We start from the raw sequence: 25,366 nt of genomic DNA on the forward strand, positions 1-25,366 counted from the left end.
TCTAACTCGCGAACGGCACCGGCGCCGACGGCACCGCCTCCCTCTCGAACGGATGCCGCCACAGCCCCTGCGCGGCCAGGCGCGGCAGCACGCCCTCGCCGAACCAGTACGCCTCTTCCAGGTGCGGGTAACCGGAGAGCACGAACTCGTCGATGCCGAGGGCGTGGTACTCCTTGATCCGCTCGGCGACCTCCTCGTGGCTGCCGACCAGGGCGGTGCCCGCGCCGCCCCGCACCAGGCCGATGCCGGCCCACAGGTTGGGGTGGATCTCCAGGCCGTCGCGGTTGCCGCCGCCGTGCAGGGCGAGCATCCGCTGCTGGCCCTCGGACTCGCTGCGGGCGAGGCCCGCCTGGACGGACTGCACGGTCTGCGGGTCGAAGCCGTCCAGGAGCCGGTTCGCCTCCGCCCACGCCTGCTCGGAGGTGTCGCGGGTGATGACGTGCAGCCGGATGCCGAAGCGCAGGGTGCGGCCCTCCTTGGCGGCGAGCCCCCGGATCCAGGCGATCTTCTCGGCGACCTGGGCGGGCGGCTCGCCCCAGGTGAGGTAGGCGTCGACGTACTTGGCGGCGATCTCTCCGGCGATGGGCGAGGACCCGCCGAAGTAGACCTCGGGGACCGGGTCGGGCACCCGGGCCAGCTTCGCGTCCGCGACCTGGAGGTGCTCGCCGTGCAGGTCGACGGTCTTGCCCTCCCACAGCCCCCGTACGATCTCCAGGAATTCGCCGGTACGGCGGTAGCGGTCGTCCTTGTCGAGGAAGTCGCCGTAGGCCCGCTGCTCGTGGCTCTCGCCACCGGTGACGACGTTGAGCAGGAGCCGTCCGCCGGACTGCCGCTGGAAGGTGGACGCCATCTGAGCGGCCAGCGTCGGTGAGACGAAGCCGGGGCGGAAGGCGACCAGGAACTTCAGGCGCTCGGTGTTCTGGCTGACCATCGCGGTGGTCAGCCACGCGTCCTCGCACCAGGCGCCGGTCGGGGTGAGTGCCCCCACGAAGCCCAGGTCCTCGGCGGCACGGGCGATCTGGCTCAGATAGGCCACCGTCGGTGGCCGGTCCCCGCCGGAGGAGGTGGCGGGGGTGCCGTGGCCGCCGCCGACGACGTGCCGGCTGTCGCCGTTGGTGGGCAGGAACCAGTGGAAGGTGAGGGACACGTGGGGTCTCCGATCAGAGGTGTCGCTGGTGTCGCTAGAGGAGGCCGTGGCGGGGCGGCCGCGTGCCGTTGAGGACGTAACGGCCGATGTGCTGGATCTTCCAGCGGGTGGGGTCGTGCAGGGTGTGGGTGCGGGCGTCGCGCCAGTGGCGGTGCAGGTTGAGGGAGTTGAGGGCGGAGCGGGTGCCGGAGACCTCGAACAGGGCGCTCGCCGTCTCCACGGCCGTCTGCGCGGCCTGCACCTTGGCCGCGGCGACCGCGATGGACGCCTCGGCCGCCGTGTCGTCGGTGAGATCGGCGTGTGCCGCGTCCACCGTGCGGGCGGCCTCCCGCAGGAGCGCCTCGGACGCCCGTACCTGCAGGGCGAGTTCGCCGAAGCGTTGGATCAGCAGCGGGTCCTCGGCGGCCGTGTCGACGCCGCTCTCGAACCAGGGCCGGCTCTTCGTCCGTACGAACTCGGCGGCCTCGGCGAGCGCGCCCGCGGCGATGCCCGCGTCGATCGCTGCGTGCAGCAACTGGGCGACCGCGCCGTGGAGTTGCGGGCCCTCGAAGGTGAGGTGGTGCGGCAGCACGCGGTCCCCCGGGACCGGGACGCGTTCGAGGCGGACGGTGCCGCTGGCGGTCGTCCGCTGGCCCAGGCCGTCCCAGTCGTCGACGACCGTGACGCCGGGAGCGTCGCGCGGGACGTACGCGACATGGAGCTTGTCCTCCTCGGCCCGGGCCAGCACCGGGATCCAGTCGGCGAAGAGGGCGCCGGTGGAGTAGTGCTTGACGCCGGTGAGGACGTAGGAGCCGTCCGGCTGCGGTGCCAGCCGGGTGCGGATGTCCTGGACGTGCTTGGTGCCCGCCTCGGACTGGGCGTTGCCGAAGCGGCGGCCGGCGAGGAGCTCGGCGAAGAAGAACTTCCGCTGCTCCTCACTGCCCTGACGGCGGATCACATTGACGTAGGCGAAGTGGCTCTGCGGGATCTGGGCGAGGCTGCCGTCGGCCGAGGCGAGCAGCCGGAAGATCTCGGCGAGGGTCGCTGCGGTGACGTCCGCGCCGCCGTGCTCGGCGGGGACGGTGACCGCGAGCAGCCCGGAGGCGGACAGCCGGTCCAGCTCCTCGCGCGGGAGCCGGCGTTCGGTGTCCCGGGCGGAGGCGCCGGCGCGGAACTCCTCGGACAGGGCGGCCGCCACGGCGAGGGCCTCCGCGTCGTCGGCGATGACATGGGCGGACATGGCGCTCAGCTCGCCGCGGCCAGGAGCGGGACGCGGCCCAGGGCCGTGGAGAACTGGTCGACGACCTGGGCGAGGGCCTCGGTGGCGGACGGGGCGACGCTCAGCGAACCGTCCTCGTGCACGGTGATGTCCTTGTCGAGGGTGAACCAGCCCTGCACGATGTGGCCGGCGCCCATGGAGGACAGGACCGGGCGCAGCGCGTAGTCGATGGCCAGGACGTGGGCGGTCGAGCCGCCGGTGGCCAGCGGCAGCACGGTCTTGCCGGTCAGTGCGTACTGCGGGAGAAGGTCGAGGAGTGCCTTGAGGACCCCGGAGTACGACGCCTTGTAGACGGGGGTGCCGACGACGACACCGTCGGCCCGCACGAACAGTTCGGTGGCCGCGACGATGGCGGGGTGCTTGAAGTCCGCGCCGAGCAGGGCCTCGGCGGGGATGGTGCGCACGTCGAGCGGGATCACTTCGTGGCCCTGTGCGATCAACCTCTTGTCCAGGTGACGCAGCAGGCGGTTGGTGCGGGAGGAGGCGGAGGGGCTGCCGGAGACGGACAGGACGGTGGCCATGGGTCCTCTTTCGGGGATGCGCCGGGATGCGCTGGGAAGGCGTCCTCAGGCGAGGAGGGGGGCGCCCGCACGGCGGCGGGCGCCCTGGGGAAGCGGTCAGGAGTACCAGGTGGGTTCGGGCAGTTCGCCTTCGAGGACCCAGCGGCCGACCTCGCGCCGCTTGTAGGCGACGGGGTCGTGCAGGGTGTGGGTGCGGACGTTGCGCCAGAACCGGTCGAGGCCCTCGGAGGTGGCGGTGGAGCGGGCGCCGGTGACCTCGAAGATGCGGTTCGAGATCTCCAGGGCGACGTCGGTGGCGCGTGCCTTGACTGCGGCCACCCGCACCTCGAAGTCGCCACGAGTCCGCTCCGTGACGGCGTCCGGGTCGTCGTGCAGCTTCTGTCCCTCGGCGGCGACGGTGTCGGCGAGGGCCTCGGCGGCCCACAGCTTCGCGGTGAGGTCGCCGTAGGTGTCGATGACGTACGGTTCGTCGACCGCGCGCTCGTGGCCGCCGTGCAGCCAGGACCGGGACTTGGTGCGGGTGTAGGTGGCGGCCGTCTCCAGCGCGCCGCCCGCGATGCCCAGGTAGAAGTTGACGAAGACCAGCTGGATGGTGGGGACGTTGAGCGTGTTGTAGGTGCGCGGCTGGAACTGCTTGTCGACGTAGCCGGCCGCGGAGGACCAGGGGGTGCGCACCCCGTCGAGGGTGACGCCGCCGCTCTCGGTGAGCCGCTGGCCGATGTTGTCCCAGTCGTCGTGGAAGGTCAGGCCCTCGCTGTCGGAGGGCACGATGGCGAACACATGGTTGTCCGTGCCCTCCAGGACGCCTTCGAGGACGGTGACGTCGGAGACCTTGCTGCCGGTGGAGAAGGACTTGCGGCCGGTGAAGACGAGGTCGTCGCCGTCCTCGGTGACGATGACGTCCTTGTCGCGCGGGTTGACGGCTCCCCCGAAGAACCAGCGGCCGCGGCTGGCCTCGGCCTCCACCTGCTCCCACTGTTCGCGGGTGCCGACCAGACGGGCGGCCCAGAACCACAGGTAGTGGTAGCCGAGGAGCTGGCCGATGGAGCCGTCGGCCTTGGCGACCTCGCGGACGACGCGGTAGGCGGTGGGCCAGTCCTGGCCTGCGCCGCCGTGCTCGGTGGGGCCGAGCAGGGTGACGAGGCCGGCGTCCTTCAGGAGCTGGACCTCGGCGTACGGGGTGGCACCGGCGCGGTCGCGCTCTGCGGCGTCGGTGGCGAGGACGGCGGCGACCTCGGCGGCGCGGGAGATCCAGTCCTGGGCGGTCCGGGGGGCGGGGAGTGTGGTCCAGTCGGTGGGCGTGGCGATGCTCATGCTGATGACCTCTTCTCGCGGTGGCGGCCGGTCAGGCGTGGACGGGGACGGACTCGAGGTCCGCGTCGGGCAGTTGGGCCTCCAGTTCACGCACGAGCGGCAGCACACGCTTCCCGAAGTACTCGACCTCCTCGTGGTAGTGCAGGAAGCCGAGCAGCAGGAGGTCCACGCCGAGCTGCTTGTAGGCGACGATGCGCTCCGCGATCTGCTCGGGAGTGCCGATGAGCCCCGTACGGAAGCCGTCGTTGTACTGCACCAGGTCCTCGAAGGAGGAGTCCTGCCACATGCCCTTCTTGTCGGCGGTGGACTGTCCCGCCTGCTTCACCGCGGCGCCGAAGCCCTCGACGGCCTCGGTGTCCGCCTTGGCGACGATCTCGCGGAGCGTGTCACGGGCCTCGGCCTCCGTGTCACGGGCGATGAGGAAGCCGTTGAGGCCGAACTTCGGTGCCTTGCGGCCGACTTCGGCAGCCGCCTTGCGTACGTCGTTGATCTGCTCGGTGACTCCGTCGAAGTCCTTGCCGTTGGAGAAGTACCAGTCGGAGACCCGGCCCGCCATCGCGCGGGCCGCGGTGGAGTTGCCGCCCTGGAAGATCTCCGGGTGCGGCCGCTCGGCGGTGGTCAGGGGCTTGGGCTTGAGGGAGAAGTCGCGCAGCCGGTAGAAGTCACCGGCGAGTTCGGTGTGGTCCTCGGTCCAGATCTGACGCAGGGCGCGGATGAACTCCTCGGAGCGGCGGTAGCGCTCGTCGTGCTCCAGCCACGGCTCGCCGAGGGCGGTGAACTCGCCCTTGAACCAGCCCGATACGACGTTGACGGCGAACCGGCCGTTCGAGAGGTGGTCGGCGGTGGCGCCCAGCTTGGCGAGGACGCCGGGGTGCCACAGGCCGGGATGGACAGCGGCGATGACCTTCAGACGCTGGGTGGCGAGGAGCAGGGCCAGGCTGAAGCTGGTCGACTCGTGCTGGTACTCGGCGCCGTAGCTGGCCATGTACCGGACCTGGCTGAGCGCGTAGTCGAAGCCGTTGTTCTCGGCGAGGACGGCGAGTTCGCGGTTGTACTCGTATCCCCAGTCGGTGCGCTGCTCGATCTTGCTGGTGACGAGTCCCCCGCTGACGTTGGGAACCCAGTAGGCGAATTTCACGGGCGCGGCAGGCATGCGTGACTCCTGTTGCGGAATGTTTCCGGGCACGCCGAATTCAAGCCGTGCAAGGGCGCGGCGAATTCAGGCGGAGAAGACGGAAAAGGGCGGCGGATTCAGGGCGTTGATCAGGCCGCGGCGCAACAGGAGGCGCTGGAGACGCGCGCGAGGTCGACATGGCGTCGCCGCGTGAGGTCCAGTCGCATCTTCATGTCGTCGATCGTGGCAGTCGGCGCCGCGGACCGTCAAGGAAAACCCGACCGGTCTCGCATCCCGGACCATTGAATTTCACGAACGTGTGACAGGGAAACCCTTGAACACGCTGCGAAACGGGCGGCATTCTGCTGGGCGTGCGGACGGAACAACTGGAATACATCGCGGCCGTGACCCGGCTCGGTTCACTACGCCGGGCCGCGGAGGAACTGCGCCTTTCCCAGCCGGCGCTGAGCGAGACGGTGCGCAATCTGGAACGCGAACTGGGAGTCGATCTCTTGGAGCGCAAGCGGTCCGGGGCGACGATGAGCGCGGAGGGCCGGGAGCTGCTGCCGCACATCATCGATGTGCTGGACGCGGTTGACCGGCTGCGCGGCGCGGCGGGAGAACAGCACAGGACCAGCCGTATGGTCCGCGTCGGCACGGTGAACGCCGCCACGGTCCCCCTGCTCATCCCGGCCGTACAGGCCTTCCGCGCGGCCCACCCGATGACGCAGGTGGAGGTGGTGGGCACGCAGCAGTCCGAGATCCACCGGGCTCTGCTGGAGGGCGGTTTCGACCTCGGGCTGGTGAACCACCTGGACAGCGACGATCTGCCCGCCGACTTCGAGAGCACCGAACTGCTGCGCGGGCGCCCGGTGTTGTGTCTGCGCCCGGACAGTCCGCTCGCCACCTTGTCCGCCGTCACGGTGGACGATGTCCTCAATGGTCCGGAGCCGGTGATCGCGATGCGCTCCGGCTATGTCATGCACCGTTACGCCCACCGGCTGCTCCGGGGCCGCCTCCCCGACTTCTCCTTCTCCACCGACGGCGCCGAAATGGGCAAGCTGATGGTGGCCGAGGGACTCGGTGCCACACTCCTGCCGGACTTCAGTGTGATCGGCGACCCGCTGGAGCGACAGGGCTCGATCACCTACCGCCCGATCTCCGACGACTCCACCGAGGTTCTGCTGATGCTGCAGCGCCGCCGCGCCGTTTCCGCGCCCAGGGCGGCCCAGGACCTCTACGAGGTGTTCGTGCGCAGAGCGCGCGAGTTGGGCGGCTCCCTGACGTGAGCGCGTGCCGGGTCAGTCCTCGTCGGCCGGCACCACGACGAGGAACGCGTCCGACTTGAGGTCCATGATCACCGTCGCGGGCCTGCCCTCGGCGCGGCAGCGCGCCGCGTACTCCTCCGCCGGCCACGATCCGCGCGGAGCTCCCGCAGGAAACCGCTCCAACACCTTCGCGCCCATAGCGGCAGCCACCTCCAGTTGCGATATGCGATGACAACGTCCCTACGGTGCGCATGCCCGCGATCTGCGCAGACATGTACGGGAGCCGGGAGCGTGCCCCACGGGCGCCCTTCCGCCTGGAGCAACCCGCCGACCACTACACATAAAGATGAAATAAGAGCAGAATGGACTTACGCGGCGCTTACCCGCATACCGCACCAGACGCGGTCAGGCCTGCGAGTCAAAGGAGACGAGTCATGGCCAACGTCTCGCCCACCAGCAGGGGGGACATCACCACCCACCCCGATGTTTCCGAAATGCGGGAGCGCTATGCCCGCATGCTTGGCGGTCGCGATGTGACGCTCTTGGACGGACCGGTGTTCCTGCTCGGTCTGTACTGCGCCGTATCCCCGTGGATACTCCACTACACGACGAGCCAGCCCCCGCTGGTCACGCACAACCTCGTGGTCGGCATCGCGATCGGCCTGCTGGCCCTCGGGTTCACCCGGGCCCCCGAGCGCATGTACGGCCTCAGCTGGGCGTTCTGCGCGGTGGGCATCTGGATGATCATCGCGCCCTGGGTCGTCGGTACCAGCCCGGACACCGGTGTCGCCCTCAACAACATCATCATCGGTGCCCTCGCCGTGATCCTGGGGCTGATGTGCGCCGGCGCGGCGGCGAGGAGCGCCCCCAGGCCGTAGGAGGGACCAGAAAGGACGGCATGACGGCCGGTCCGCGCCCCGCGCGGACCGGCCCTCCCGCGTCCCGCACCGCTCAGTGGCCGGGCACGGACCACGGCTGCTGCGGCAGCGGACTGCCGGTCTCCAGCAGCGACTTGAGGTTCGACAGCACCGCCGGCCAGCCGCGGGAGACGTCGGACAGCGCGCCCTCGTCCCAGAGGTCCTCGTGAGTGACGGTGAGTCGGACGATGTCCTCGTGCGGCGTGATCTCGAAGGTCACCCGGGAGTACGTGTCCTCCTGCCCCTCGTTCTGGGGGTCGACCCAGGTGGTGACCAGGCGGGTCGGGCGTTCGCTCTCCACGACGGTGCCGACGGCGTCGGCGATGCCGGAGCCGTCCGTGCGGACGTGTTCCCAGCGGGAGCCCCGCCGCCAGTCCGATTCGTTGCGGTGGCCCCAGTAGGCGGCGGTCAGGTCCGCGTCGGTGAGCGCCTCCCAGACCTTCTCGGGTGTGCTGCGGATGTAGGTGACGTAGACGTAACTGGGCTTGTCGGTCATGGTGGCTTCCTCGGCTCGTCGTTTGACGTCGCTCAGCGCGCTCAGGCGCGGGCGCTCGAACTTGTCGATCCACCGCTCCTGGATCTCGTGGAGCGGGACCGGGTTGAGGTAGTGCAGCTTCTCCCTCCCCCGCCGCACCGTGCCGACCAGGTTGGCGTCCTCCAGGACGCCCAGGTGCTGGGTCACCGACTGGCGGGTCATCGCGATGCGCTCGCACAGTTCGCCGAGCGTCTGACCGTTCTGCTCGTGCAGCCGGTCCAGCAGCCGTCTGCGGGTCTCGTCGGCCAGCGCCTTGAAGACCTTGTCCATCCCGGAGTCCTCACCTGATCGCACACTCAACGTTATGCAGGCAATTACCTGCATGTCAAGGACGACGGAGCCTATGAAGCGCGCCACGGAACTTCCGGCGCTACCCCGCGCCCCTCAAGGGGCGCGGGGTAGCGCGCGACCGACCCCCACCGGCCCGCGGTTTCGTTACGCGCCCGCGGGCTCCGCGTCCGCCACCGCCGAGGTCCCGAGGTACTCCTCCGTGATCTCCTTCGGCCCGAAGGGCCACACCTTCTCGAAGCGCGCCCAGAGCACATACGCGACGCAGCCCAGGGCCAGCCAGGCCAGCGACCACTCGATGGGATGGCGGCCCGGCGAGTTCTTGTCCGCGTACCCGTAGATCACGCACCAGCCCGCGAACGCGACGATGCTCGGCACCGGGTAGAGCCACATGCGGTACGGCCGCTGCAGGGCCGGCTGGCGCCTGCGCAGCACCGTCAGCGCGACGATCTGGGCCAGCGCCTGGACGATCACCATCACCGTCGTCAGCAGCTGGATCAGGGTCGCCAGGTCCGTGTGCCGGCCGATCAGGAAGCCCACGGCCGTGATCACGCCCATGGTCGCCAGGCCCAGCATCGGGAAGCGGTGCCTGGGATGGAGCTTGGCGTAGGGGCGGAAGAAGACGCGCTCGCGGGCCGCGTCGTACGGCACCCGCGAGCCGCCCAGCAGCCCGGTGAAGACCGAGGCGAACGCCGTGATCAGAATGAGGACGGTGACCGTGTCCGCCGCGCCCTTGCCCCAGGTCTTCTCCAGGACAGCCGAGGCCACCGAGGTGGAGGCGATGTCGTCCGGGTTGGTCATGCGGTGCCAGTCGATCACGCCGAGCGTGCCGATCTGCAGCAGCAGGTAGATGGCCATGATGCCGAGGATGGAGAAGATGATCGAGCGCGGCAGGGTGCGCCCGGGATCCTTGATCTCGGCGCCCATGTAGGCCGTGGTGTTGTAGCCGAGGTAGTCGTAGATGCCGATGGTCAGACCGCCGGCGAAGCCGAGCCAGAAGTGGTTGCTGCCCAGGTCGAAGGCGTGCGCCGGGTAGGTGAAGGCGAGATGCGCGCTGAAGTCCGTCGCCGCGGCCAGGATGACCAGCACCACCGAGACGATCATGACGGCCCACATCACGGCGGTGATCCGGGCGATGTGCTCGATGCCCCGCCACAGCAGGATCACGACCAGGGCGATGATGCCGAGGCCGATCAGATCGCCGGAGGTCTGCCCCAGGTGGGGGGCGAGATACCCGAGGTACTGGACGAAGCCCACCACGCCGGTCGACATGATCAGCGGGATGAACAGCATCGCCGTCCAGACGAACAGGAACGGCATCAGCCGGCCCGTGCGGTACTGGAAGGCCTGGCGGAGATAGACGTAGCTCCCGCCGGAGCCGGGCATCGCCGCGCCCAGCTCGGCCCACACCAGTCCGTCGGCGAGCGCGAGCAGCGCACCGGCGATGAAGCCGATCACGGCCTGCGGGCCGCCGAACGCGGCGACCATGAGCGGGATCGTGACGAACGGACCGATGCCGCACATCTGGCTCATGTTGATGGCGGTGGCCTGGAACAGGCCGACACGACGGACGAAACCACCGGCGGGTGGCGGACTACCGGACATGAGGACTCCTGAAGCACCGGGCGCTGGGCTGCATGGGACGACCCTGACCGGCCTGGCTCGCCCGGCGAGGCCGTTGGCCGATAAAGTTAAGGAGCCTTACTTGATGCGTCAAGAGGCCATCGGACGGCCGCGCGCATACGTGAGAATGGTGCGATGCCCGCCAGTGACGCCGTAGACCAGCAGGACCAGCCCTGGAACCGCCGGCGGCTGCGCAGCACCAACGAGCGGTTGCTGCTCGACCGGCTGCGCAGCGGCGGCGCCGCCTCGCGCGCCCAACTGGCCCGGGAGACCGGTCTGTCCAAGCCAACCGTCTCCAGCGCGCTGGCCGCACTGGAGACGGCCGGGCTGGTCCACGAGGTCGGCACCCTCGCACCGGAGCGCGGCCGCACCGCCGTCCTGTACGCGCCGGACCCGGCGGCGGGTTACGCCCTCGGCATCGACGTCGGCCGCAGCTGGCTGCGGGTCGCCGTCGCCGACCTGGACGGCACCGTCGTCGCGCGCTCCGACGTGCGCAACCGGGCCCGCAGCTCGGGCGCGATGGCGGACCTGGTGGTGGCGACGGCCCGTCAGGTGGTCGGCGGCTCGGGCGTGGCCGCCCAGGAGGTGGTCCATGCGGTGGTGGGCACGCCGGGCGTGTACGACGAGCGGCAGCGCCGGGTTCGCTATGCGATGCACCTGCCGGGCTGGGGGCGCGCCGGACTCTTCGACCGGATGCGCGAGGAACTGGGCCTTCCGCTGGAGGTGCACAACGACGCCAATCTGGCGGCGCTCGGCGAGTACACCTACGGCGTCGGCGCGGGCAGCCGGCTGTTCGCGTACATCCTGATCGGCACCGGTCTCGGGATGGGCGTGGTCAGCGAGGGGCGGCTGTTCACGGGGGCGCACGGGCTGGCCGGGGAGATCGGGTTCCTGCCCTGGCCGGGGCAGCAGAAGCCGGAGCGGCTGGAGGACGCGGTCTCGGGGGTGGCCGTGGTCGAGGCGGCACGCCGCTTCGGCATGAGCGGACAGCTCACCGCGAAGGCGGTGTTCGACGCGGCCCGGCAGGGAAACGACGCCGCGGTCAAGGCGGTCCAGCTGGAGGGCGAGCGGATCGCGCACACCGTGGCGGCGGCCGCCGCCGTGCTCGACCCGGATCTCGTGGTCCTGGGCGGCGGGGTGGGTCACAGCGTGGACCTGCTGCTGCACCCGGTGCGCGAGCACCTGCGGTCGCTCACCCCGCTGCGGCCCAAGGTCGTGCCCAGCCGGCTCGGCGAGGACGCGGTGCTGCTGGGCGCGGTGGCCACGGCGCTCGGGACGGCGCGGGACGTGGTGTTCGAGCGCCGGTCGGCCGGGTCCTGACCCACTCGGGCCCGGGCCACGGTCATTGACAGGGTCCGCTCGGCGCCCCTAGCGTGACCCCGAGTTAGTAAAGTTTCCTAACTTTACGAAGGGGCTGGACACTCCGTGAACAGACACCGTCTCGCCACGGCCGCCGTAGTCCTCGGTCTGTTGGGTTCCCTGACGGCCAGCGCCTGGGCCGGACCCCACGCCCGACAAACCGCCCCGCCGGACCGGGTCACCCGCGTCTCCTCAGCGCCGGGCAGCGCGACCGCGCTGACGGGCTACACGATCCAGTCGACGGCCAAGGTCTCCGACCCGCCGGCCGACATCTCCTCCCCCGGCTACCCGGCCACCGGCTGGTACCCGGCGGGCCCCCGCTCCACCGTCCTGGCAGCACTCCTCGCGAACGGCGTGTACGCGGACCCGTTCTACTCGGCCAACCAGCAGAAGATCCCCAAGGCCGACTTCCAGGTCCCCTGGTGGTACCGCTCGGACTTCACGGTCGCCGACACCTCCGAGCGCACCTCCCTCGACCTCAGCGGAGTGATCTCGGCGGCCGACGTCTACGTCAACGGCCACCAGGTCGCCACGGCGCAGGACGTCACCGGCGCCTACACCCACCACGAACTGGACGTCACGTCACTCGTCCGCTCCGGCACGAACACCGTCGCCCTCCGCATCCGGCCCAACGACCCGGACAAGAACCTGACGATGGGCTGGATCGACTGGCTCCAGCCACCGCCCGACGAGAACACGGGCATCGTCCGCGATGTCCTCGTCCGCCGCGGTGGCCCGATCGCCCTGCGCGACGCGCACGTGCTCACCAGGCTGGACGTGCCCTCGCTCGCCTCTGCCGACCTGACCGTGAAGGCGCAGGCCCGCAACGACTCCGGCGCGCCGGTGACCACCACGGTCTCCGGCAGCATCGGCACCACGGCCTTCGAGAAGACCCTCACGCTGGCCGCGCACGAGACGAGGACCGTCAGCTTCGCCCCGACCGACGTCCCCGGCCTGCACCTGACCTCGCCGAAGGTGTGGTGGCCGGCCGGCATGGGCGAACAGCCCCTGTACGACCTGAAGCTCACCGCGTCCGTCTCCGGCACCGTCTCGGACACCGCGCAGCAGACCTTCGGCATCCGCGAGGTGCGGGCGCCGCTGAACTCCGACGGCGCCCGCCAGTACCGCATCAACGGCCGCAGTCTGCTGATCAAGGGCGGCGGCTGGTCGCCGGACGAGTTCCTGCGCTGGGACCGGACGTATGTGGAGGACCGGCTGAAGTACGCCCTCGACCTCGGCCTGAACACCATCCGCCTCGAAGGCCACCTGGAACCGGACGAGTTCTTCGACCTCGCCGACCGCTACGGCATCCTCACGCTGCCCGGCTGGGAGTGCTGCGACAAGTGGGAGGGCCAGGTCAACGGCAGCGAGTCCGGCGACAAGTGGACCGCCGCCGACTACCCGGTCGCCAAGGCGTCGATGGCCGCCGAGGCCGCCCGGCTGCGCGACCACCCGAGCGTGATCTCCTTCCTCGTCGGCAGCGACTTCGCCCCGGACGCGACGATCGAGAAGAACTACCTCGACGCCCTGAAGGCCGCCGACTGGCCGGTCCCGGTGGTCGCCGCCGCCTCCGACAAGTCCTCGCCGCAGCTGGGCAGTTCGGGCCTGAAGATGACGGGCCCCTATGACTGGGTCCCGCCCAACTACTGGTACGCCAAACGCGAGGGCGGCGCCACCGGCTTCAACTCCGAGACCAGCGCGGGCCCCGACATCCCCACCCTCGACACCCTGCGCCGCATGATGACCCCGGCCGAACTCGACACCCTCTGGAAGAACCCGAACGCCAAGCAGTACCACCGCTCCCCGTCGTCGACCTTCGGCACCCTCAAGCTCTACGACGACGCCCTCACCGGCCGCTACGGCGCCCCGACGAGCCTGACCGACTACGTCCGCAAGGCGCAGCTCGCCCAGTACGAGAACGTCCGCGCCCAGTTCGAGGCGTACGAACGCAATGCCACCGACTCGTCGAAACCGTCGACCGGGGTCGTGTACTGGATGTTCAACAGCGGCTGGACCTCGCTGCACTGGCAGCTGATGGACCGTTACCTCGACCAGGGCGGCGCCTACTTCGGCGCCAAGAAGGCGAACGAGCCGCTGCACGTCCAGTACTCCTACGACGACCGCTCGGTGGTGGTCGTCGACAACCGGCACTCGGCCGCCTCGGGGCTCACCGTCCGGGCCACGCTGTTCGACCCCGACGGGACGCGGAAGTACGACAGGACCGTCACCGGGGTGAAGGTGAGCGGGGACGGCGCGCACAGCACCGCACTCACCCTGCCGGCGTCCGTGCCCGGGTTGGCGAGCACGTACCTGGTGCGTCTGACCTTGAGCGACTCCTCGGGCAAGGAGGTCAGCCGGAACGTGTACTGGCTGTCCTCCAGGCCGGACACCCTCGACTGGGCCCACACCGACTGGTACTACACGCCGACGACGAGCTACGCCGATCTCACGGGTCTCAGTGCCATGGCGCAGATGCCTGTTGCGGTGACGGCTTCGACGAATACGTCGGGCGCGACCGCGACGACGACCGTGACCCTGCGCAACACCGGCGACGGAAAGACGCCGGCCCTGTTCACCGACGTCCATCTCGTCGACGCGCAGGGAAAGCCAGTGCTGCCCGTCGAGTGGTCGGACAACGAGGTGGGCCTGTGGCCGGGCGAGACGGTCACGTTGACCGCCACCTACCGCACGGCGGATCTGCACGGATCGGCGCCGCGGGTGCGGGTGTCCGGATGGAACACGCCGGAGCGGACGGTCCCGGCCGCATGACCGTGCGGGGCCCGGTGCGGAAGCCGGGCCCCACGGGCTTCAGCTGACGTTGAGCGCCGTGTCGTCGATGACGAAGGACGTCTGCAGCGTGGAGCCCTCGGTGCCGGTGAACTTGAGGGTGACGGTCTGGCCCGCGTAGCTCGCCAGGCTGAAGCTGCGCTGGGTGTAGCCGCTGGCGGCGTTCAGGTTCGAATACGTCGCCAGGGTTCCCAGCACGGTCCCCGAGCCGTTGAGTACCTGGACCTTGAGCGTGTCGTACGCCGTGCTGGTGCTGGTCTCCGCCGTGTCGACGTGCAGAGAGAAACTGAGCGCGGCGGTGGTGCAGCCGGCCGGGATGGTCACCGACTGGGAGAGCGTGTCGGTCGTGGCGGTGCCGTAGCCGTCCAGCCAGGCGTAGTACGAGCCCGTACGGGCCGGCTCGCTGCTGGAGTTGGTGATGACGCCGCTGGAGGCGCTCCAGGTGCTGTTGCCCGACTCGAAGCCGTTGTTGCCGAGCAGCTGGGCGGCGGTGCAGGTGCCGGAGCCACCGCCGCCGCCCCCGCTGCTGCCGGCCCCGGCGAGCCAGGCGGTGGCGTTGAGGGCGAGGGCGGCATTGGTGGCGCTGGAGTCGTTCCAGCCGTCGTAGAGGGTGTTGCCCGACTGGCCGGTGCCGTCGTCGATCGGCGAGCTGTCGCCCCAGAAGGCGACCCGCCCGCTGCCGAAGGTGCTGGTGAGGAAGAAGGCGCCGGTGTTGCCTGAATAGCCGGTGCGGTACAGCAGGCCCTTGACGGAGGAGTTGTCCGAGGGCTTGAGGGTGGCGGTGGTGCCGCTGGCGATGAGGCTCTTGGTGACGGTGCCGAAGGAGCCGTGCAGCACGGGGTCGCTGCTGTCGCTGATGGCGGCCGGGTGGTCGGAGCTGATGCTCAGCGAGTCGATGGAGAAGCCGAACGGGTCGGTCGAGTCGACGCTGTTGTTGGTCATCAGGTCGTTGAGGATCTCGACCGCGTCCTCACCGTCGTTGTTGCGGTCCGCCCCGGTGTGGTCGGAGATCATGAACAGTCCGCCGCCGTTCTTGACGAAGGTCATGATCGCCGTCTTCTCGGCGGTGGTGAAGAGGGTGTTGGGCTCCGGCAGGACGAGGGTGTCGAAGTTCGACAGGTCGGTGGCGGACGAGCCGCCGTAGGTGAGGGCACTGGTGGCGGTCTTGAGGCTGTAGCTGCCGGTCTTCTGCAGGGCCACGCCCCACGAGGACAGTGCGCCCGTCCAGTCGGTCTCCGAGGACGGGGAGGAGTCCTCACCCAGTGGGTCGGGCTTGCTGGTGGAGATGATCCAGTCGGCGTTGCCGGCCTCCTCGGCGTGCCCGTCGTCGAACAGGACGCGGTGCGTGGTGGCCGCGTGGGCGGGCGTGGCGACGACGGTGGCCTGGGCGGCCGCGGCGGCGGTGAGCAGGCCGAGCGCGGCCAGGGCAGTGGTGAGTCTTCGGCGCGATCTGGTGAGTGCGAGCATCCGGCGTACCTCCGTGTGGGGTTGGGGAAGGAGCGGGCGGTGCGGGGCCGGACCTACGCGCGTAGACACAGGGCATCTGCGCGCGTAGACATCGGCCGCACGTCTGACGTGCGGCCAATCGCTTGAACCGTACATGGCAGGAATGGAGCTGAACAGGCGTCACCGGGGCCGGCGGACGGAGATTGACCCGGCGTTGACCCGTGGTTGAAGCGGAACGGACTGTCCCTCGCGACAGGGGGCATCCGGATAGTGCGGGGGCCTTGACAAAGAGGGGCGGAGATGGAGATCTCAGGCATCATCAGTGCCATCGTGATCGGCATCGTCATCGGTGTGCTCGGCCGGCTGGTCGTCCCGGGGCGGCAGCACATCGGCATATTGCTGACGATCCTCGTGGGCATCGTGGCCGCGCTGATCGGATCGGCGATCGCCCATGCCTTCGACGTGGCCGACACCAACGGCATCGACTGGATCGAGTGGCTCATCCAGATCGGCCTCGCCGCGCTCGGCGTCGCCGCCCTGGACCGTTCGAGGGCGCGCCGCTGACCCGACACCCGCGGTGACACACCGGCCGTTTCGAGCCCGGGCGGGGGGCTTCGCGCGCCTCGCCCGGGTGCGGGCCGTGCTGCTCGGCGGCCGGCGGGGAGCAGCCGGATCGCGCGTTCCGCATTCTCCCCGGGCCAAGCAGCGTCACGGGAGGCGCAAGGGCCCGGGGTCAGGCCCGCCGATGCGGCTCCCCTCGGCGATCGGCGGGCCTGCCGCCTCGACCGTGCACCCTGAGCGGGAGAGTCGGGCACATCGGGAGGCTGTCCCCCGGGGCGGCTGTTTCCTCTCCAGAGGCTTCCAGCCGCAGTTGCCCGTGAGGCGGGGCCGTTCGGCCCTGGACAAGGGGCCGAACGGCCCCCGTTGCGATCACCGTCGGGCCGCCAGCGCGGCAAGCCCTTCGCGGCTGGACGGGTAGCGGGGCGTCCAGCCCAGTTCCTGCTCCGCCTTCGCCGAGGACACGCGCATGCTGGTCAGGAACATCGTGTGGGCGTACGACATCGGCTTGGTGAACCACAGCGGCACCGTCATCGGCCTGGGCAGGCCGAACTGCTCCGCCACGCACAGGACATGGGCCCGGAACCCGAGCGGGGTGCGGTCCGTGATGTTGTAGGCCTGGCCGGGGCGGCCGTGTTCGACGGCGGCGGCCACCGCGCGTGCCGCGTCGGTGAGTTCGATCCACGGCAGGACCCGGCCGTGGTCGGCGGGGGCGGGCAACTGCCGCTTGCGCAGCATGGGCAGGATGGCGTCGGTGCCGCCGGGGCCGTAGAACAGGCCGAAGCGCAGCGAGATGCCCGCCAGTCCGGCGGCCTCGAAGGTGAGTTGCTCCTTGATGCGCATGCCCTCGACGTGCCGTTCCAGTTCCGGCGTGGTCCCGCGCGGGCCGAAGGGGTCGTCCTCGGTGATCACGTGCTCGCCGAAGTCCCCGTAGCCGTAGCCGAAGACCATCGACTCGCTCACGAAGCGGGAGGCACCGGTGGCCTGCGCGGCCTCCACGAGGTGGGCGGTGCCGGCGATGCGCAGCGCGTCGGTGGCATGCATGTCGCGGTGGCGCATGGGCGCCTTGCGCAGGGCGGTCGCGGCGTGGATGACGGTGTCGAAGTGCTGTCCGTCGACGGCGCGCAGCAGCGCGTCGCGATCCATGAGGTCGGCCCGGACGCCGTTCTCCGGTCCCCGGCCGAGGCCGGTGACCTTGTGGCCGGCCTCGGTCAGGGCGCGGGTGATGTGACCGCCGAGGACGCCGCTGGCGCCGGCGAGGAGGATGCTCTGGTTCTTCTGGTTCGTCGTCATGACCGTGCGACGGATCGGGCGGCCGCGGATGTGACATCGCGGTGGATGCGGCCCCGGCTACGGCACGTAGGTATAGGGCGTCGTCGTGGTCAGGGGCTCGAAGCCCAGGCGTTCGAGGATGGGCCGGCTCTGGCTGGAGGCGTCCACCTGGAGGTAGCGGTAGCCGCGCTGCGCGGCGGCGCGGGCCCGGTGGGCGACCAGGGCACGGTAGACGCCGCGGCCGCGCCAGGCCTCGACGGTGCCGCCGCCCCACAGGCCGGCGAACCGGGTACCGGGCACGAACTCCATCCGCGCCGCACTCACCGGCTCGTCGCCGGCGAGGGCGACGGTGGCGATGACCGTGTCCGGCTCCTCGGTGAGCCGGGCCAGCAACTGGTGGCGCAGGCGGGAGCCGTCGGTGCCGAAGGCCTTCTCGTGGACGTCCGCCACCATGTCGACGCCCGCCGCGTCGGTGACCGGCAGCAGACGGATGCCTTCGGGCGGCCCGGCGTCGAGGTCCAGGCCCGCCACCTCGGCGATCATCAGCGTCTCCTCGGGTTCGGGCTCGAATCCGGCGGCCCTGAGCCGCTGTCCCAGATCCACCGGCCGGTCGTGCCCGTACAGCTTCCACTCGAACTCGTGGCCAAGCACGGAGAAGTACGCGATCTGCTCGGCGATCGCCGCGTCGGCGTCCGTCTCGTCCAGGCCGGACCAGACGACGCCGTTCCAGCCGTGGGCCGAGGAGACGTAGCGGACCACGCTGCCGACCCTCTCGACCCGCGCGTCGGGGCCGTCGGGCTGGGCGCCTTGGCGCATGTCACGGTCGAAGAGGGCGAGCACCCCGGCATGATCCATGGGCTCACTCCAGCATCCGGGGGCGGCCGCAGCAACAGGTTTACGGGCTGCCCTGCGGCCGTACCGCCGCCAGGTACGCGCTCAGCCGGTCCCGGTTGCGGGCCAGGCAGTCGATGCGCGCCTGGATGCGGTCGAGGTGGGCCTGGAGCAGTGCGGCGGTCTCGGGGGTCAGGCACTCGGCGGGCAGCAGGATCTCGTCCGGACCGGACAGGTAAGGCAGGATCGCCCGGATCATCTCCGTGGTCAGGCCGGAATCCAGCAGCCCGCGGATCTGCTGGACGTCCTGGACCGAGGGCTCGCCGTAGTCGCGGTAGCCGTTCTCGGTGCGGTCGGGGCTAAGGAGGCGCTGCTCCTCGTAGTAGCGCAGCAGCCTGGTGGGAACACCGGTGCGGCGGGAGAGTTCGCCGATCTTCATGGCCGCCTCCGGGGATCGCCCTTGCCTTCACACTGATGTGAAGGTCCGAGCATGGTCGCATGTCCACCACATCCATGGCCAAGGGCACCGCCATGTCTGTTCCGCTGCCGTGGCCGGGGCTGCTCGCCCTGTCCACGGCCGCCTTCACCGCCGTCCTGACCGAACTGCTCCCGGCCGGTCTGCTGCCCCGGATGGCACCGGCGCTGGGTGTCTCCGAGGCGCGCGTCGGGTTCCTCGTGACCGGGTACGCCGTCGCCTCCTTCACGGCGGCGATCCCGCTCACCGCGCTGCTGCGGGGGCTGCCCCGGCGACCGGTGCTGCTCGGCGCGCTGCTGGGGTTCGCGCTGAGCAACGCGGTGGTCGCGCTGTCGTCGTCCTACACCCTCACCTTTGCCGCACGGGTGTTCGCCGGAGGCATGGGCGGACTGCTGTGGGCGATGCTCGTCGGGTATGCGGCGCGGATGGTGCCGGCCGAGCGGCGGGGACGGGCGATCGCGATCGTGCTGGCCGGGATCACGCTGGCCCTGGCGCTGGGAGTGCCGGCGGGGACCGCGCTGGCGGAGACGCTGGGCTGGCGGACGGCCTTCGGGGTACTGGCCGGGCTGGCGGTGCTGCTGGTGGGCTGGGTGCGGTGGCGGGTGCCCGGGTTTCCGGGCGAGGCGCCGCACGCGCGCCTGCCGCTCGCCCGGGTGGCACTGCTGCCGGGTCTGCCCGCCGTCCTGTCCGTCACGCTGTTGCTGCTCCTCGGGCATCAGGTGATGTACACATACGTCGCCCCGTTCGCGGCGCACGCCGGTTTCGGCGGTACGGATGTGGTGCTGCTGGTGTTCGGGGCGGCCACACCGGCCGGGATCTGGATCACCGGGGCGGTCGTCGACCGGCATCTGCGGGCCACGCTGCTCGGCGCACTCGCGCTGTGCGCGGCCGCCATGCCCGCCCTCGCCCTGTACGCCCGCACACCCGCCGTGCTGCTCGCCTCGGTCGCCCTGTGGGGCGTGGCGTTCGGCGGTGCGCCGACCCTGATCCAGACCGCGCTGGTCGACGCCTCGGGTCCTGCCCACGCGGACGTGGCCACCTCCTTGCAGACCACCGTGTACAACGCGGGTATCGCCGCCGGTTCGCTGACCGGCGGTGTGGCCCTGGAGAAGCTGGGCCCGGGGGCACTGCCCTGGACCGCGCTGCCCCTGATCACGGCGGCCCTCACCACCGTGGTCCTCGCCCGCCGGCACGCCTTCCCGGCCGACCGGGGCCGCCCACCGGCTGCTCCGTGACGATCACGGAGCCGGGGCTTGCGGCAAGGTGCACGCCCCGGGGGCGGATCGTGTCCGTGGCGTCCTCGCGCCAACTGCACTGCGGGCCGCCTGAGTTGAGGGCCCGCGCCGCCGGCACTCACCCTCGGCGTTCCACCGGGTCGCGCCGGACGTGATGCCGGACGGCCCGTGTCCGGCCCTGCGGGCGAGGTGCGGGCGCTCGGCCGCCGGCACGCCGAAGCGCCCGGCGGCGGCCCGTTCCTCCCGAGATGCACTCGTCCGGCCGCAGTGCCTACGATCTAGGAAGCCAGGACGACCAGACCAGGTGGACGGCCCGGTCTCCTCCAACGGGGGGAGGCGCTTGCCCTTGCTGCCGGCAAAGCGGCTGATGGCCGCACATATAACCCTGGTGGCCGCCGCCACGGCCGTCTACCTGACAGTGCCCGCCGCGCGCGCCCCCGTGTGGGCCGTCATCGGCCTCTCCGGCACCGCCGCCGTGGTCGTCGGCAGCCAGGTCAACCGGCCCGCGCACCGCTGGCCCTGGTGGGTGCTCGCCGCCGCACTGTTCACTTTCATCGCGGGTGACACCTACTACAACGTCGTGGAGGAGTACTTCCACGCCTCCAACCCGTTCCCCTCCCCCGCGGACGCCTCCTACCTCACGACGTACCCGCTCTTCGCCATCGGGCTGTCCGGCCTGGTCCGATACCGCTGGGCGGGCCACGACCTGCCGAGTCTGCTCGACGCGCTGATCATCACCGCGGGTCTGGCGCTGCCCGTATGGGTGTACCTGGTGCAGCCACTGACCATGGTGCAGGGGCTGACCTGGCAGCAGCGGGCCATCAGCATCGCCTACCCTCTCGGCGACGTCCTGGTCCTGGCCCTGCTGGCACGGCTGCTGACGCCGAATCCGGTCGACCGGCACAACCGGTCGGTGCAGTACCTGGTCGTCGGGACGGTGACGCTGCTCGGCTTCGACATCGCCTACGGGATGCTGCAGCTCAACGAGACCTGGCAGGCGGGCACGGTGCTGGACTCGGGCTGGATCGTCTTCTACACCGCCTGGGGCCAGGCCGCACTGCACCCGGACATGGTGCAGCTGACCGCGGCCCTGCCGCAGCAGGGCTCCCTGCTGCCGCCGCAGCGGCGGCTGGTGATGCTGGCCCTGGTCACGCTCATCGCGCCGGGAATCCTGCTGTACGAGGGGCTGACCCGCTCGGCGCACGACGCGGCGGTGATCGCCGCGTTCTCCGGTGTGCTGATCCTGTTGGTGATCCTGCGGCTGGCGGGGATGGTGGTGGCCCACCGCAAGGCGGTGACACGGGAACTGGCGCTGCGCAGGGCAGCCGCCTCGCTGGTCTCGGCGGTCCGGCAGCAGGAGGTCGCGCGGTCCTGCGAGGCAGCCGTCGACCGGCTCCTGGGCACCATGGTCGGCCACCGGACCCTGCTGCTGCCCGCCGAACGCGCGCCGGATCTGGCCCCGTACCACGTGCAGATCGTGCACGCCCGCGACCTGGGTACGGACACCGGCGCCGAACTGGACGAGGCAGCAACCGTCCTGGTCTGCCTCATGATCCCGCCCGACCGCCCGTACGGAGACGTCCCGGGCGTCCTGCTGGTCGCGGGGCCGGCCGAGACGCTCGCCGAGACACGGGGCTCGATGGAGATCCTGGCCTCGCACGCGGGGCTGGCCATGGAGCGCATCGCCCTGCGCCAGGAGATCATCCGCAGGGAGAGCGAGGCATACTTCCGCACGCTGGTGCGCAACACCTCGGACGTCATCCTCATCCTCGAGGACGACAACACCATCCGGTACGCCAGCCCGTCGGCGGCCACCGTCTTCGGCACCAACGACGTGGTCGGCGCATCGCTGCCCGACCTGGTCGACCCGCGGGACCGGCACCGGGCGGCGCGGGAGCTGACGGCCGTGCGGGACACCGGGCCGCGGGCCACCCACGACCACTGGTGGGTGCGCCACCGGGCGGGCCGCGTCGAGGTGGAGGTGCGGTGCAGCGACTTCCGGGACGAGCGGACCGTGGCCGGGCTCGTCGTCACCCTGCGCGATGTGACCGAGCAGCGGCGGCTGGCCCACGAGCTGACCCAGCGGGCCTTCCACGACTCGCTGACCGGCCTGCCCAACCGCACCCTGCTGCTCGAACGGATCGAACGGGCCCTGCTGCGCGGCCGCCGCGAGTCGTCCATGACCTGTCTGCTCTTCATCGACCTGGACGACTTCAAGCAGGTCAACGACACGCTCGGGCACTCGGCGGGCGACCACCTGCTGATCGCCGTCGGCGACCGCCTCTCCAAGACGCTGCGGCGCACCGACACCGCGGCCCGGCTGGGCGGCGACGAGTTCGCCGTCCTGATGGAGGACGCCCGTGAACCGCTGGACGCGGAGCTGCTGGCGGCGCAGGTGATCCAGACGCTGACCAGGCCGTTCGTCCTCGCGGACGAGTCGGTGACGGTGTCCGCCAGTGTGGGGGTGGCCACGGCCCGCGACAGCACGGACGCGGAGGAGCTGCTCAGCCACGCCGACCTGGCACTGTATGCGGCGAAGTCGGCGGGCAAGCGGCAGTGGCGGCGCTTCCAGCCGCTGCTGCACACCCGCATGGTCGAGCGGCACGACCTGCAGAGCCGGCTCGCCCAGGCGGTCGCCGGCCGCGAGTTCGCCCTGCGCTACCAGCCGGTCGTGGACATCTCCGCGGGCGAGGTCGTCGGCTTCGAGGCACTGGTGCGCTGGCCGAAGGCACCGCACCGGCCCGTCACAACCGAGCAGTTCATCTCGCTGGCCGAGGAGACCGGCCACATTGCGATGCTGGGGGCATGGGTCCTGGAGAACGCGGTCAGCGACATCGTGGGACTGCAGCAACTGCCCGGCCCGGTCAGCCCGCCGTACGTCAGCGTGAACGTGTCCGCCCGCCAGTTCCGCGACGGGGGCTTCCTGGACCAGGTCGACCAGGCGCTGCGCACGCCGGGCCTGGCCCCCGGTTCGCTGCAACTGGAACTCACCGAGACGGTGCTGCTGCGCCGCGACACCCAGATCCAGTCCGTGCTGCGCTCCCTGAAGGAACTGGGCGTGCACATCGCGGTCGACGACTTCGGGACAGGCTTCTCCTCGCTGCGCTATCTGCGGGACTTCCCCATCGACGCGCTGAAGATCGACAAGACGTTCATCGACGACATCACGCGCGACGCGCAGCAGGTCGCGCTCGTCGAGGGCATCGTGCGGCTCGCCGACACCCTGGGTCTACAGGTGATCGCCGAGGGGATCGAGGACGCGGCGCAGCGCGACCTGCTGGCCGGCATGGGCTGCCGTTTCGGGCAGGGCTATCTGTTCGCCAAGCCGATGACGGTGCAGCAGAGCGAACGCGTGCTGCGGGAGAGCGAGGGACGCTGCTACGCGCCCGGCAACGGCGCCACCAAGACGGTCGCCGTACCTGCCGCACGGCCCGCGTCCCGGGGACGGCGGGCGGCACTGTGGGCGGACCTCGAGCACCTGCGGCGGACCAGCCCGATGAGCGACGCGGTGCTGGACGAGGTACGGGGCCGGCACATCCGCAGCCGTGGCCACTGGCTGGTCGACTTCGCGTCCTGCAACTACCTCGGCTTCGACTGGGACCCGGAGATCATCAAGTCCGTGGAGCCCTCCCTGCGACGCTGGGGCACCCACCCCAGCTGGTCGCGGCTGCTGGGCAGCCCGCGCCTGTACCCGGAGATCGAGGCACGGCTTGCGGACCTGCTGGGCGCCCCGGACACGCTGCTGCTGCCCACGCTGACCCTGATCCACGCCTCGGCCATCCCGGTGCTGGCCGAGGGCGGCCACGTGTTCGTGGAGGCGACGGCGCACAGGACGGTGTACGACGGCTGTGTGGCGGCCCGCGGTCAGGGCGCCACCCTGCACCGCTTCCACGCCGAACGCCCCGAGGAACTGGAGACGTTGCTGGACTCGGTGCCCGCGGGCCTGCCGCGGCTGGTGTGCCTGGACGGCGTCAACAGCATGACCGGCAACGTTCCCGATCTGCCCACGCTGGCCGCGGTCTGCCGCGCCAGGGGTGCGATGCTCTACGTGGACGACGCGCACGGCTTCGGGGTGCTCGGGGAGCGCGGCCCGCAGGAGCTGTGCCCCTACGGCTCGCGCGGCAACGGGTTGGTGCGGCACACCGGCGAGTCCTACGACGGGATCGTCCTGGCCGCCGGCTTCTCCAAGGCGTACTCGTCGCTGCTCGCCTTCCTCGCCCTGCCCACCGAGTTGAAGAACCGGCTGAAGACGGCCGCGGGGCCCTATCTGTACTCGGGTCCCTCCCCGACGGCCTCCCTGGCCACGGCGCTGGCCGGGCTGGACGTCAACGACCGCCGCGGGGACGTCCTGCGCGCCGAGCTGTACCGCAGGACCACCCGGGTGCTGGATCACCTCGACGGACTGGACGTCAGGACGCTGAACAAGGACCGCCTGCCGATCATCGAGATCCCACTGGCCAACGCGGACGACCTCGACGCGGTCGGGGCGTTCCTGTGGGAGGAGGGCATCTATGTGACGCTGGCCGCCTATCCGCTGGTCCCGCGGGACCGGGTGGGCTTCAGGATCCAGATCACGGCACTGAACTCGGACGAGGACATCGAGCGACTCAACGGCACCCTGACCCGGCTGGCCGCGCGGTTCCCCCTGAGGGCGAAGGCCTGAGACGGCCATGAAGACGCACAACGACGACGTCGACTGGGACCGTTGGCCGGTCGCGGACTACCTCGCGGAGAACTACCGCGACCTGCACCCCTCCGACGCTGCGGTCATCACCCACCACTCGGCGTTCTACCGCCGCTTCGCGCCGGGCTCCGTCGGGCGCTCGGTGGAGTTCGGGGCCGGGCCCAACCTGTATCCCCTGATCCTCGCGGCCGCCGCGAGCCGCCGGATCGAGGCCGTCGACGCGGGTGCGGGCAACATCGCCTATCTGGAGCGCCAGATCCAGTGCGGACCGGACGCCAGCTGGCTGCCGTTCCACGCGCTGTGCCGACGCCTCAACCCCGACCTGCCGGCCACGCTGGCCGGGGCGCTCGCACATGTCAACGTCGTCCACGCGGACGTCAGGGAGCTGGAGCCCGCCGGGTACGAGCTGGCGTCCATGCACTTCGTCGCCGAGGGCGCCACCGAGGACTACGCGGAGTTCACGGACTTCTGCCGCGCCTTCGTCCGCTGCGTGGTCCCCGGCGGGCACCTGGTGGCCGCCTTCATGGAGAACATGCCCACCTACCGCATCGGGCCGGTGTCGCGCTGGCCGGGCTGCCCGGTGGACCCGGACATGGTCACCAGGGTGTTCACCCCCATGACCCGAGACCTGTCCGTCCACCACATCGACGCCGACCCGACCCTGCCGGACTACGGGGACTCGGGGATGGTGCTGCTGACGGCGGTGGCGCGTTAGCGGCGGTCCGGCGGATCAG

21 protein-coding genes are annotated in these 25,366 nt (G+C 70.8%); 8 read left to right on the top strand and 13 right to left on the bottom strand.

The window, feature by feature from the left end; all coding sequences use genetic code 11:
- Window position 1 precedes the first annotated feature (1 nt).
- The 6 genes from ACWC1K_RS08245 to ACWC1K_RS08270 all read right to left on the bottom strand — a co-directional run bounded on the left by ACWC1K_RS08245 (window position 2) and on the right by ACWC1K_RS08270 (window position 5,587).
- Window positions 2-1,147 (bottom strand): LLM class flavin-dependent oxidoreductase, encoded by a 1,146-nt coding sequence (locus ACWC1K_RS08245; RefSeq protein ID WP_450829467.1) that lies wholly within the window; start codon window positions 1,145-1,147, stop codon window positions 2-4.
- Between the two features lie 34 nt (window positions 1,148-1,181).
- A complete protein-coding gene (locus tag ACWC1K_RS08250) occupies window positions 1,182-2,366 on the bottom strand; it encodes an SfnB family sulfur acquisition oxidoreductase (RefSeq protein ID WP_450829469.1) in 1,185 nt (394 codons plus the stop codon).
- A gap of 5 nt (window positions 2,367-2,371) precedes the next feature.
- Window positions 2,372-2,926 (bottom strand): NADPH-dependent FMN reductase, encoded by a 555-nt coding sequence (gene ssuE, locus ACWC1K_RS08255; RefSeq protein WP_450829471.1) that lies wholly within the window; start codon window positions 2,924-2,926, stop codon window positions 2,372-2,374.
- Between the two features lie 96 nt (window positions 2,927-3,022).
- The gene (locus ACWC1K_RS08260) at window positions 3,023-4,240 is read right to left on the bottom strand and encodes an acyl-CoA dehydrogenase family protein (protein ID WP_450829473.1); all 1,218 of its coding nucleotides are present in this window, start codon (window positions 4,238-4,240) and stop codon (window positions 3,023-3,025) included.
- Between the two features lie 31 nt (window positions 4,241-4,271).
- The gene (gene sfnG / locus ACWC1K_RS08265) at window positions 4,272-5,393 is read right to left on the bottom strand and encodes a dimethylsulfone monooxygenase SfnG (RefSeq protein WP_450829475.1); all 1,122 of its coding nucleotides are present in this window, start codon (window positions 5,391-5,393) and stop codon (window positions 4,272-4,274) included.
- Between the two features lie 110 nt (window positions 5,394-5,503).
- On the bottom strand, window positions 5,504-5,587 hold the full coding sequence (locus ACWC1K_RS08270) for a putative leader peptide (protein WP_350760414.1): 84 nt from the start codon (window positions 5,585-5,587) through the stop codon (window positions 5,504-5,506).
- 138 nt (window positions 5,588-5,725) lie between these two features.
- Here ACWC1K_RS08270 and ACWC1K_RS08275 point away from each other — a divergent pair, with 138 nt between their 5' ends.
- Window positions 5,726-6,643, top strand: a complete 918-nt coding sequence (locus ACWC1K_RS08275) for a LysR family transcriptional regulator (RefSeq protein ID WP_450829476.1) — start codon at window positions 5,726-5,728, stop codon at window positions 6,641-6,643.
- A gap of 12 nt (window positions 6,644-6,655) precedes the next feature.
- Here ACWC1K_RS08275 and ACWC1K_RS08280 read toward each other — a convergent pair whose 3' ends face one another.
- Window positions 6,656-6,820: a hypothetical protein gene (locus tag ACWC1K_RS08280; RefSeq protein WP_266964205.1), complete on the bottom strand. Its 165-nt coding sequence runs from the start codon at window positions 6,818-6,820 to the stop codon at window positions 6,656-6,658.
- Between the two features lie 236 nt (window positions 6,821-7,056).
- Between ACWC1K_RS08280 and ACWC1K_RS08285 the strand changes: the two genes are divergently transcribed.
- On the top strand, window positions 7,057-7,500 hold the full coding sequence (locus ACWC1K_RS08285) for an SPW repeat protein (RefSeq protein WP_450829478.1): 444 nt from the start codon (window positions 7,057-7,059) through the stop codon (window positions 7,498-7,500).
- A gap of 73 nt (window positions 7,501-7,573) precedes the next feature.
- Here ACWC1K_RS08285 and ACWC1K_RS08290 read toward each other — a convergent pair whose 3' ends face one another.
- Both ACWC1K_RS08290 and ACWC1K_RS08295 read right to left on the bottom strand, forming a co-directional pair.
- Complete coding sequence (locus ACWC1K_RS08290; protein WP_351476736.1) at window positions 7,574-8,344, bottom strand: ArsR/SmtB family transcription factor; 771 nt, start codon at window positions 8,342-8,344, stop codon at window positions 7,574-7,576.
- A gap of 165 nt (window positions 8,345-8,509) precedes the next feature.
- On the bottom strand, window positions 8,510-9,967 hold the full coding sequence (locus ACWC1K_RS08295) for an APC family permease (protein ID WP_450829480.1): 1,458 nt from the start codon (window positions 9,965-9,967) through the stop codon (window positions 8,510-8,512).
- A gap of 153 nt (window positions 9,968-10,120) precedes the next feature.
- On the opposite strand from ACWC1K_RS08295, the gene ACWC1K_RS08300 reads away from it, so the two are divergent.
- Both ACWC1K_RS08300 and ACWC1K_RS08305 read left to right on the top strand, forming a co-directional pair.
- Window positions 10,121-11,305: an ROK family transcriptional regulator gene (locus ACWC1K_RS08300; protein ID WP_450829481.1), complete on the top strand. Its 1,185-nt coding sequence runs from the start codon at window positions 10,121-10,123 to the stop codon at window positions 11,303-11,305.
- 105 nt (window positions 11,306-11,410) lie between these two features.
- Entirely contained in the window at window positions 11,411-14,113 is a 2,703-nt protein-coding gene (locus ACWC1K_RS08305; RefSeq protein WP_450829483.1) for a glycosyl hydrolase 2 galactose-binding domain-containing protein, read from the top strand.
- A gap of 39 nt (window positions 14,114-14,152) precedes the next feature.
- Here the strand turns inward: ACWC1K_RS08305 and ACWC1K_RS08310 are convergent, their stop codons facing one another.
- Window positions 14,153-15,598 (bottom strand): hydrolase, encoded by a 1,446-nt coding sequence (locus ACWC1K_RS08310; RefSeq protein ID WP_450829484.1) that lies wholly within the window; start codon window positions 15,596-15,598, stop codon window positions 14,153-14,155.
- 279 nt (window positions 15,599-15,877) lie between these two features.
- On the opposite strand from ACWC1K_RS08310, the gene ACWC1K_RS08315 reads away from it, so the two are divergent.
- Window positions 15,878-16,141, top strand: coding sequence for a GlsB/YeaQ/YmgE family stress response membrane protein (locus ACWC1K_RS08315; protein WP_450829485.1), 264 nt, complete (start codon window positions 15,878-15,880; stop codon window positions 16,139-16,141).
- A gap of 366 nt (window positions 16,142-16,507) precedes the next feature.
- On the opposite strand, the gene ACWC1K_RS08320 is transcribed toward ACWC1K_RS08315, so the two are convergent.
- From ACWC1K_RS08320 to ACWC1K_RS08330, 3 genes are read right to left on the bottom strand one after another with little or no spacing between them, the layout of a single operon-like run.
- The gene (locus ACWC1K_RS08320) at window positions 16,508-17,428 is read right to left on the bottom strand and encodes an NAD-dependent epimerase/dehydratase family protein (RefSeq protein ID WP_450829487.1); all 921 of its coding nucleotides are present in this window, start codon (window positions 17,426-17,428) and stop codon (window positions 16,508-16,510) included.
- Window positions 17,429-17,485: 57 nt separating this feature from the next.
- Window positions 17,486-18,262 (bottom strand): GNAT family N-acetyltransferase, encoded by a 777-nt coding sequence (locus tag ACWC1K_RS08325; RefSeq protein ID WP_450829489.1) that lies wholly within the window; start codon window positions 18,260-18,262, stop codon window positions 17,486-17,488.
- Window positions 18,263-18,302: 40 nt separating this feature from the next.
- The gene (locus tag ACWC1K_RS08330; RefSeq protein ID WP_450829491.1) at window positions 18,303-18,677 is read right to left on the bottom strand and encodes a MerR family transcriptional regulator; all 375 of its coding nucleotides are present in this window, start codon (window positions 18,675-18,677) and stop codon (window positions 18,303-18,305) included.
- A 59-nt stretch (window positions 18,678-18,736) separates the two neighbouring features.
- Between ACWC1K_RS08330 and ACWC1K_RS08335 the strand changes: the two genes are divergently transcribed.
- The 3 genes from ACWC1K_RS08335 to ACWC1K_RS08345 all read left to right on the top strand — a co-directional run bounded on the left by ACWC1K_RS08335 (window position 18,737) and on the right by ACWC1K_RS08345 (window position 25,347).
- The gene (locus ACWC1K_RS08335; RefSeq protein ID WP_450829493.1) at window positions 18,737-19,948 is read left to right on the top strand and encodes an MFS transporter; all 1,212 of its coding nucleotides are present in this window, start codon (window positions 18,737-18,739) and stop codon (window positions 19,946-19,948) included.
- A gap of 367 nt (window positions 19,949-20,315) precedes the next feature.
- On the top strand, window positions 20,316-24,611 hold the full coding sequence (locus ACWC1K_RS08340; RefSeq protein ID WP_450829495.1) for an aminotransferase class I/II-fold pyridoxal phosphate-dependent enzyme: 4,296 nt from the start codon (window positions 20,316-20,318) through the stop codon (window positions 24,609-24,611).
- A 7-nt stretch (window positions 24,612-24,618) separates the two neighbouring features.
- The gene (locus ACWC1K_RS08345; RefSeq protein ID WP_450829497.1) at window positions 24,619-25,347 is read left to right on the top strand and encodes a class I SAM-dependent methyltransferase; all 729 of its coding nucleotides are present in this window, start codon (window positions 24,619-24,621) and stop codon (window positions 25,345-25,347) included.
- Window positions 25,348-25,366 lie beyond the last annotated feature (19 nt).

It is taken from the genome of Streptomyces sp. NPDC001492 (assembly GCF_053597275.1).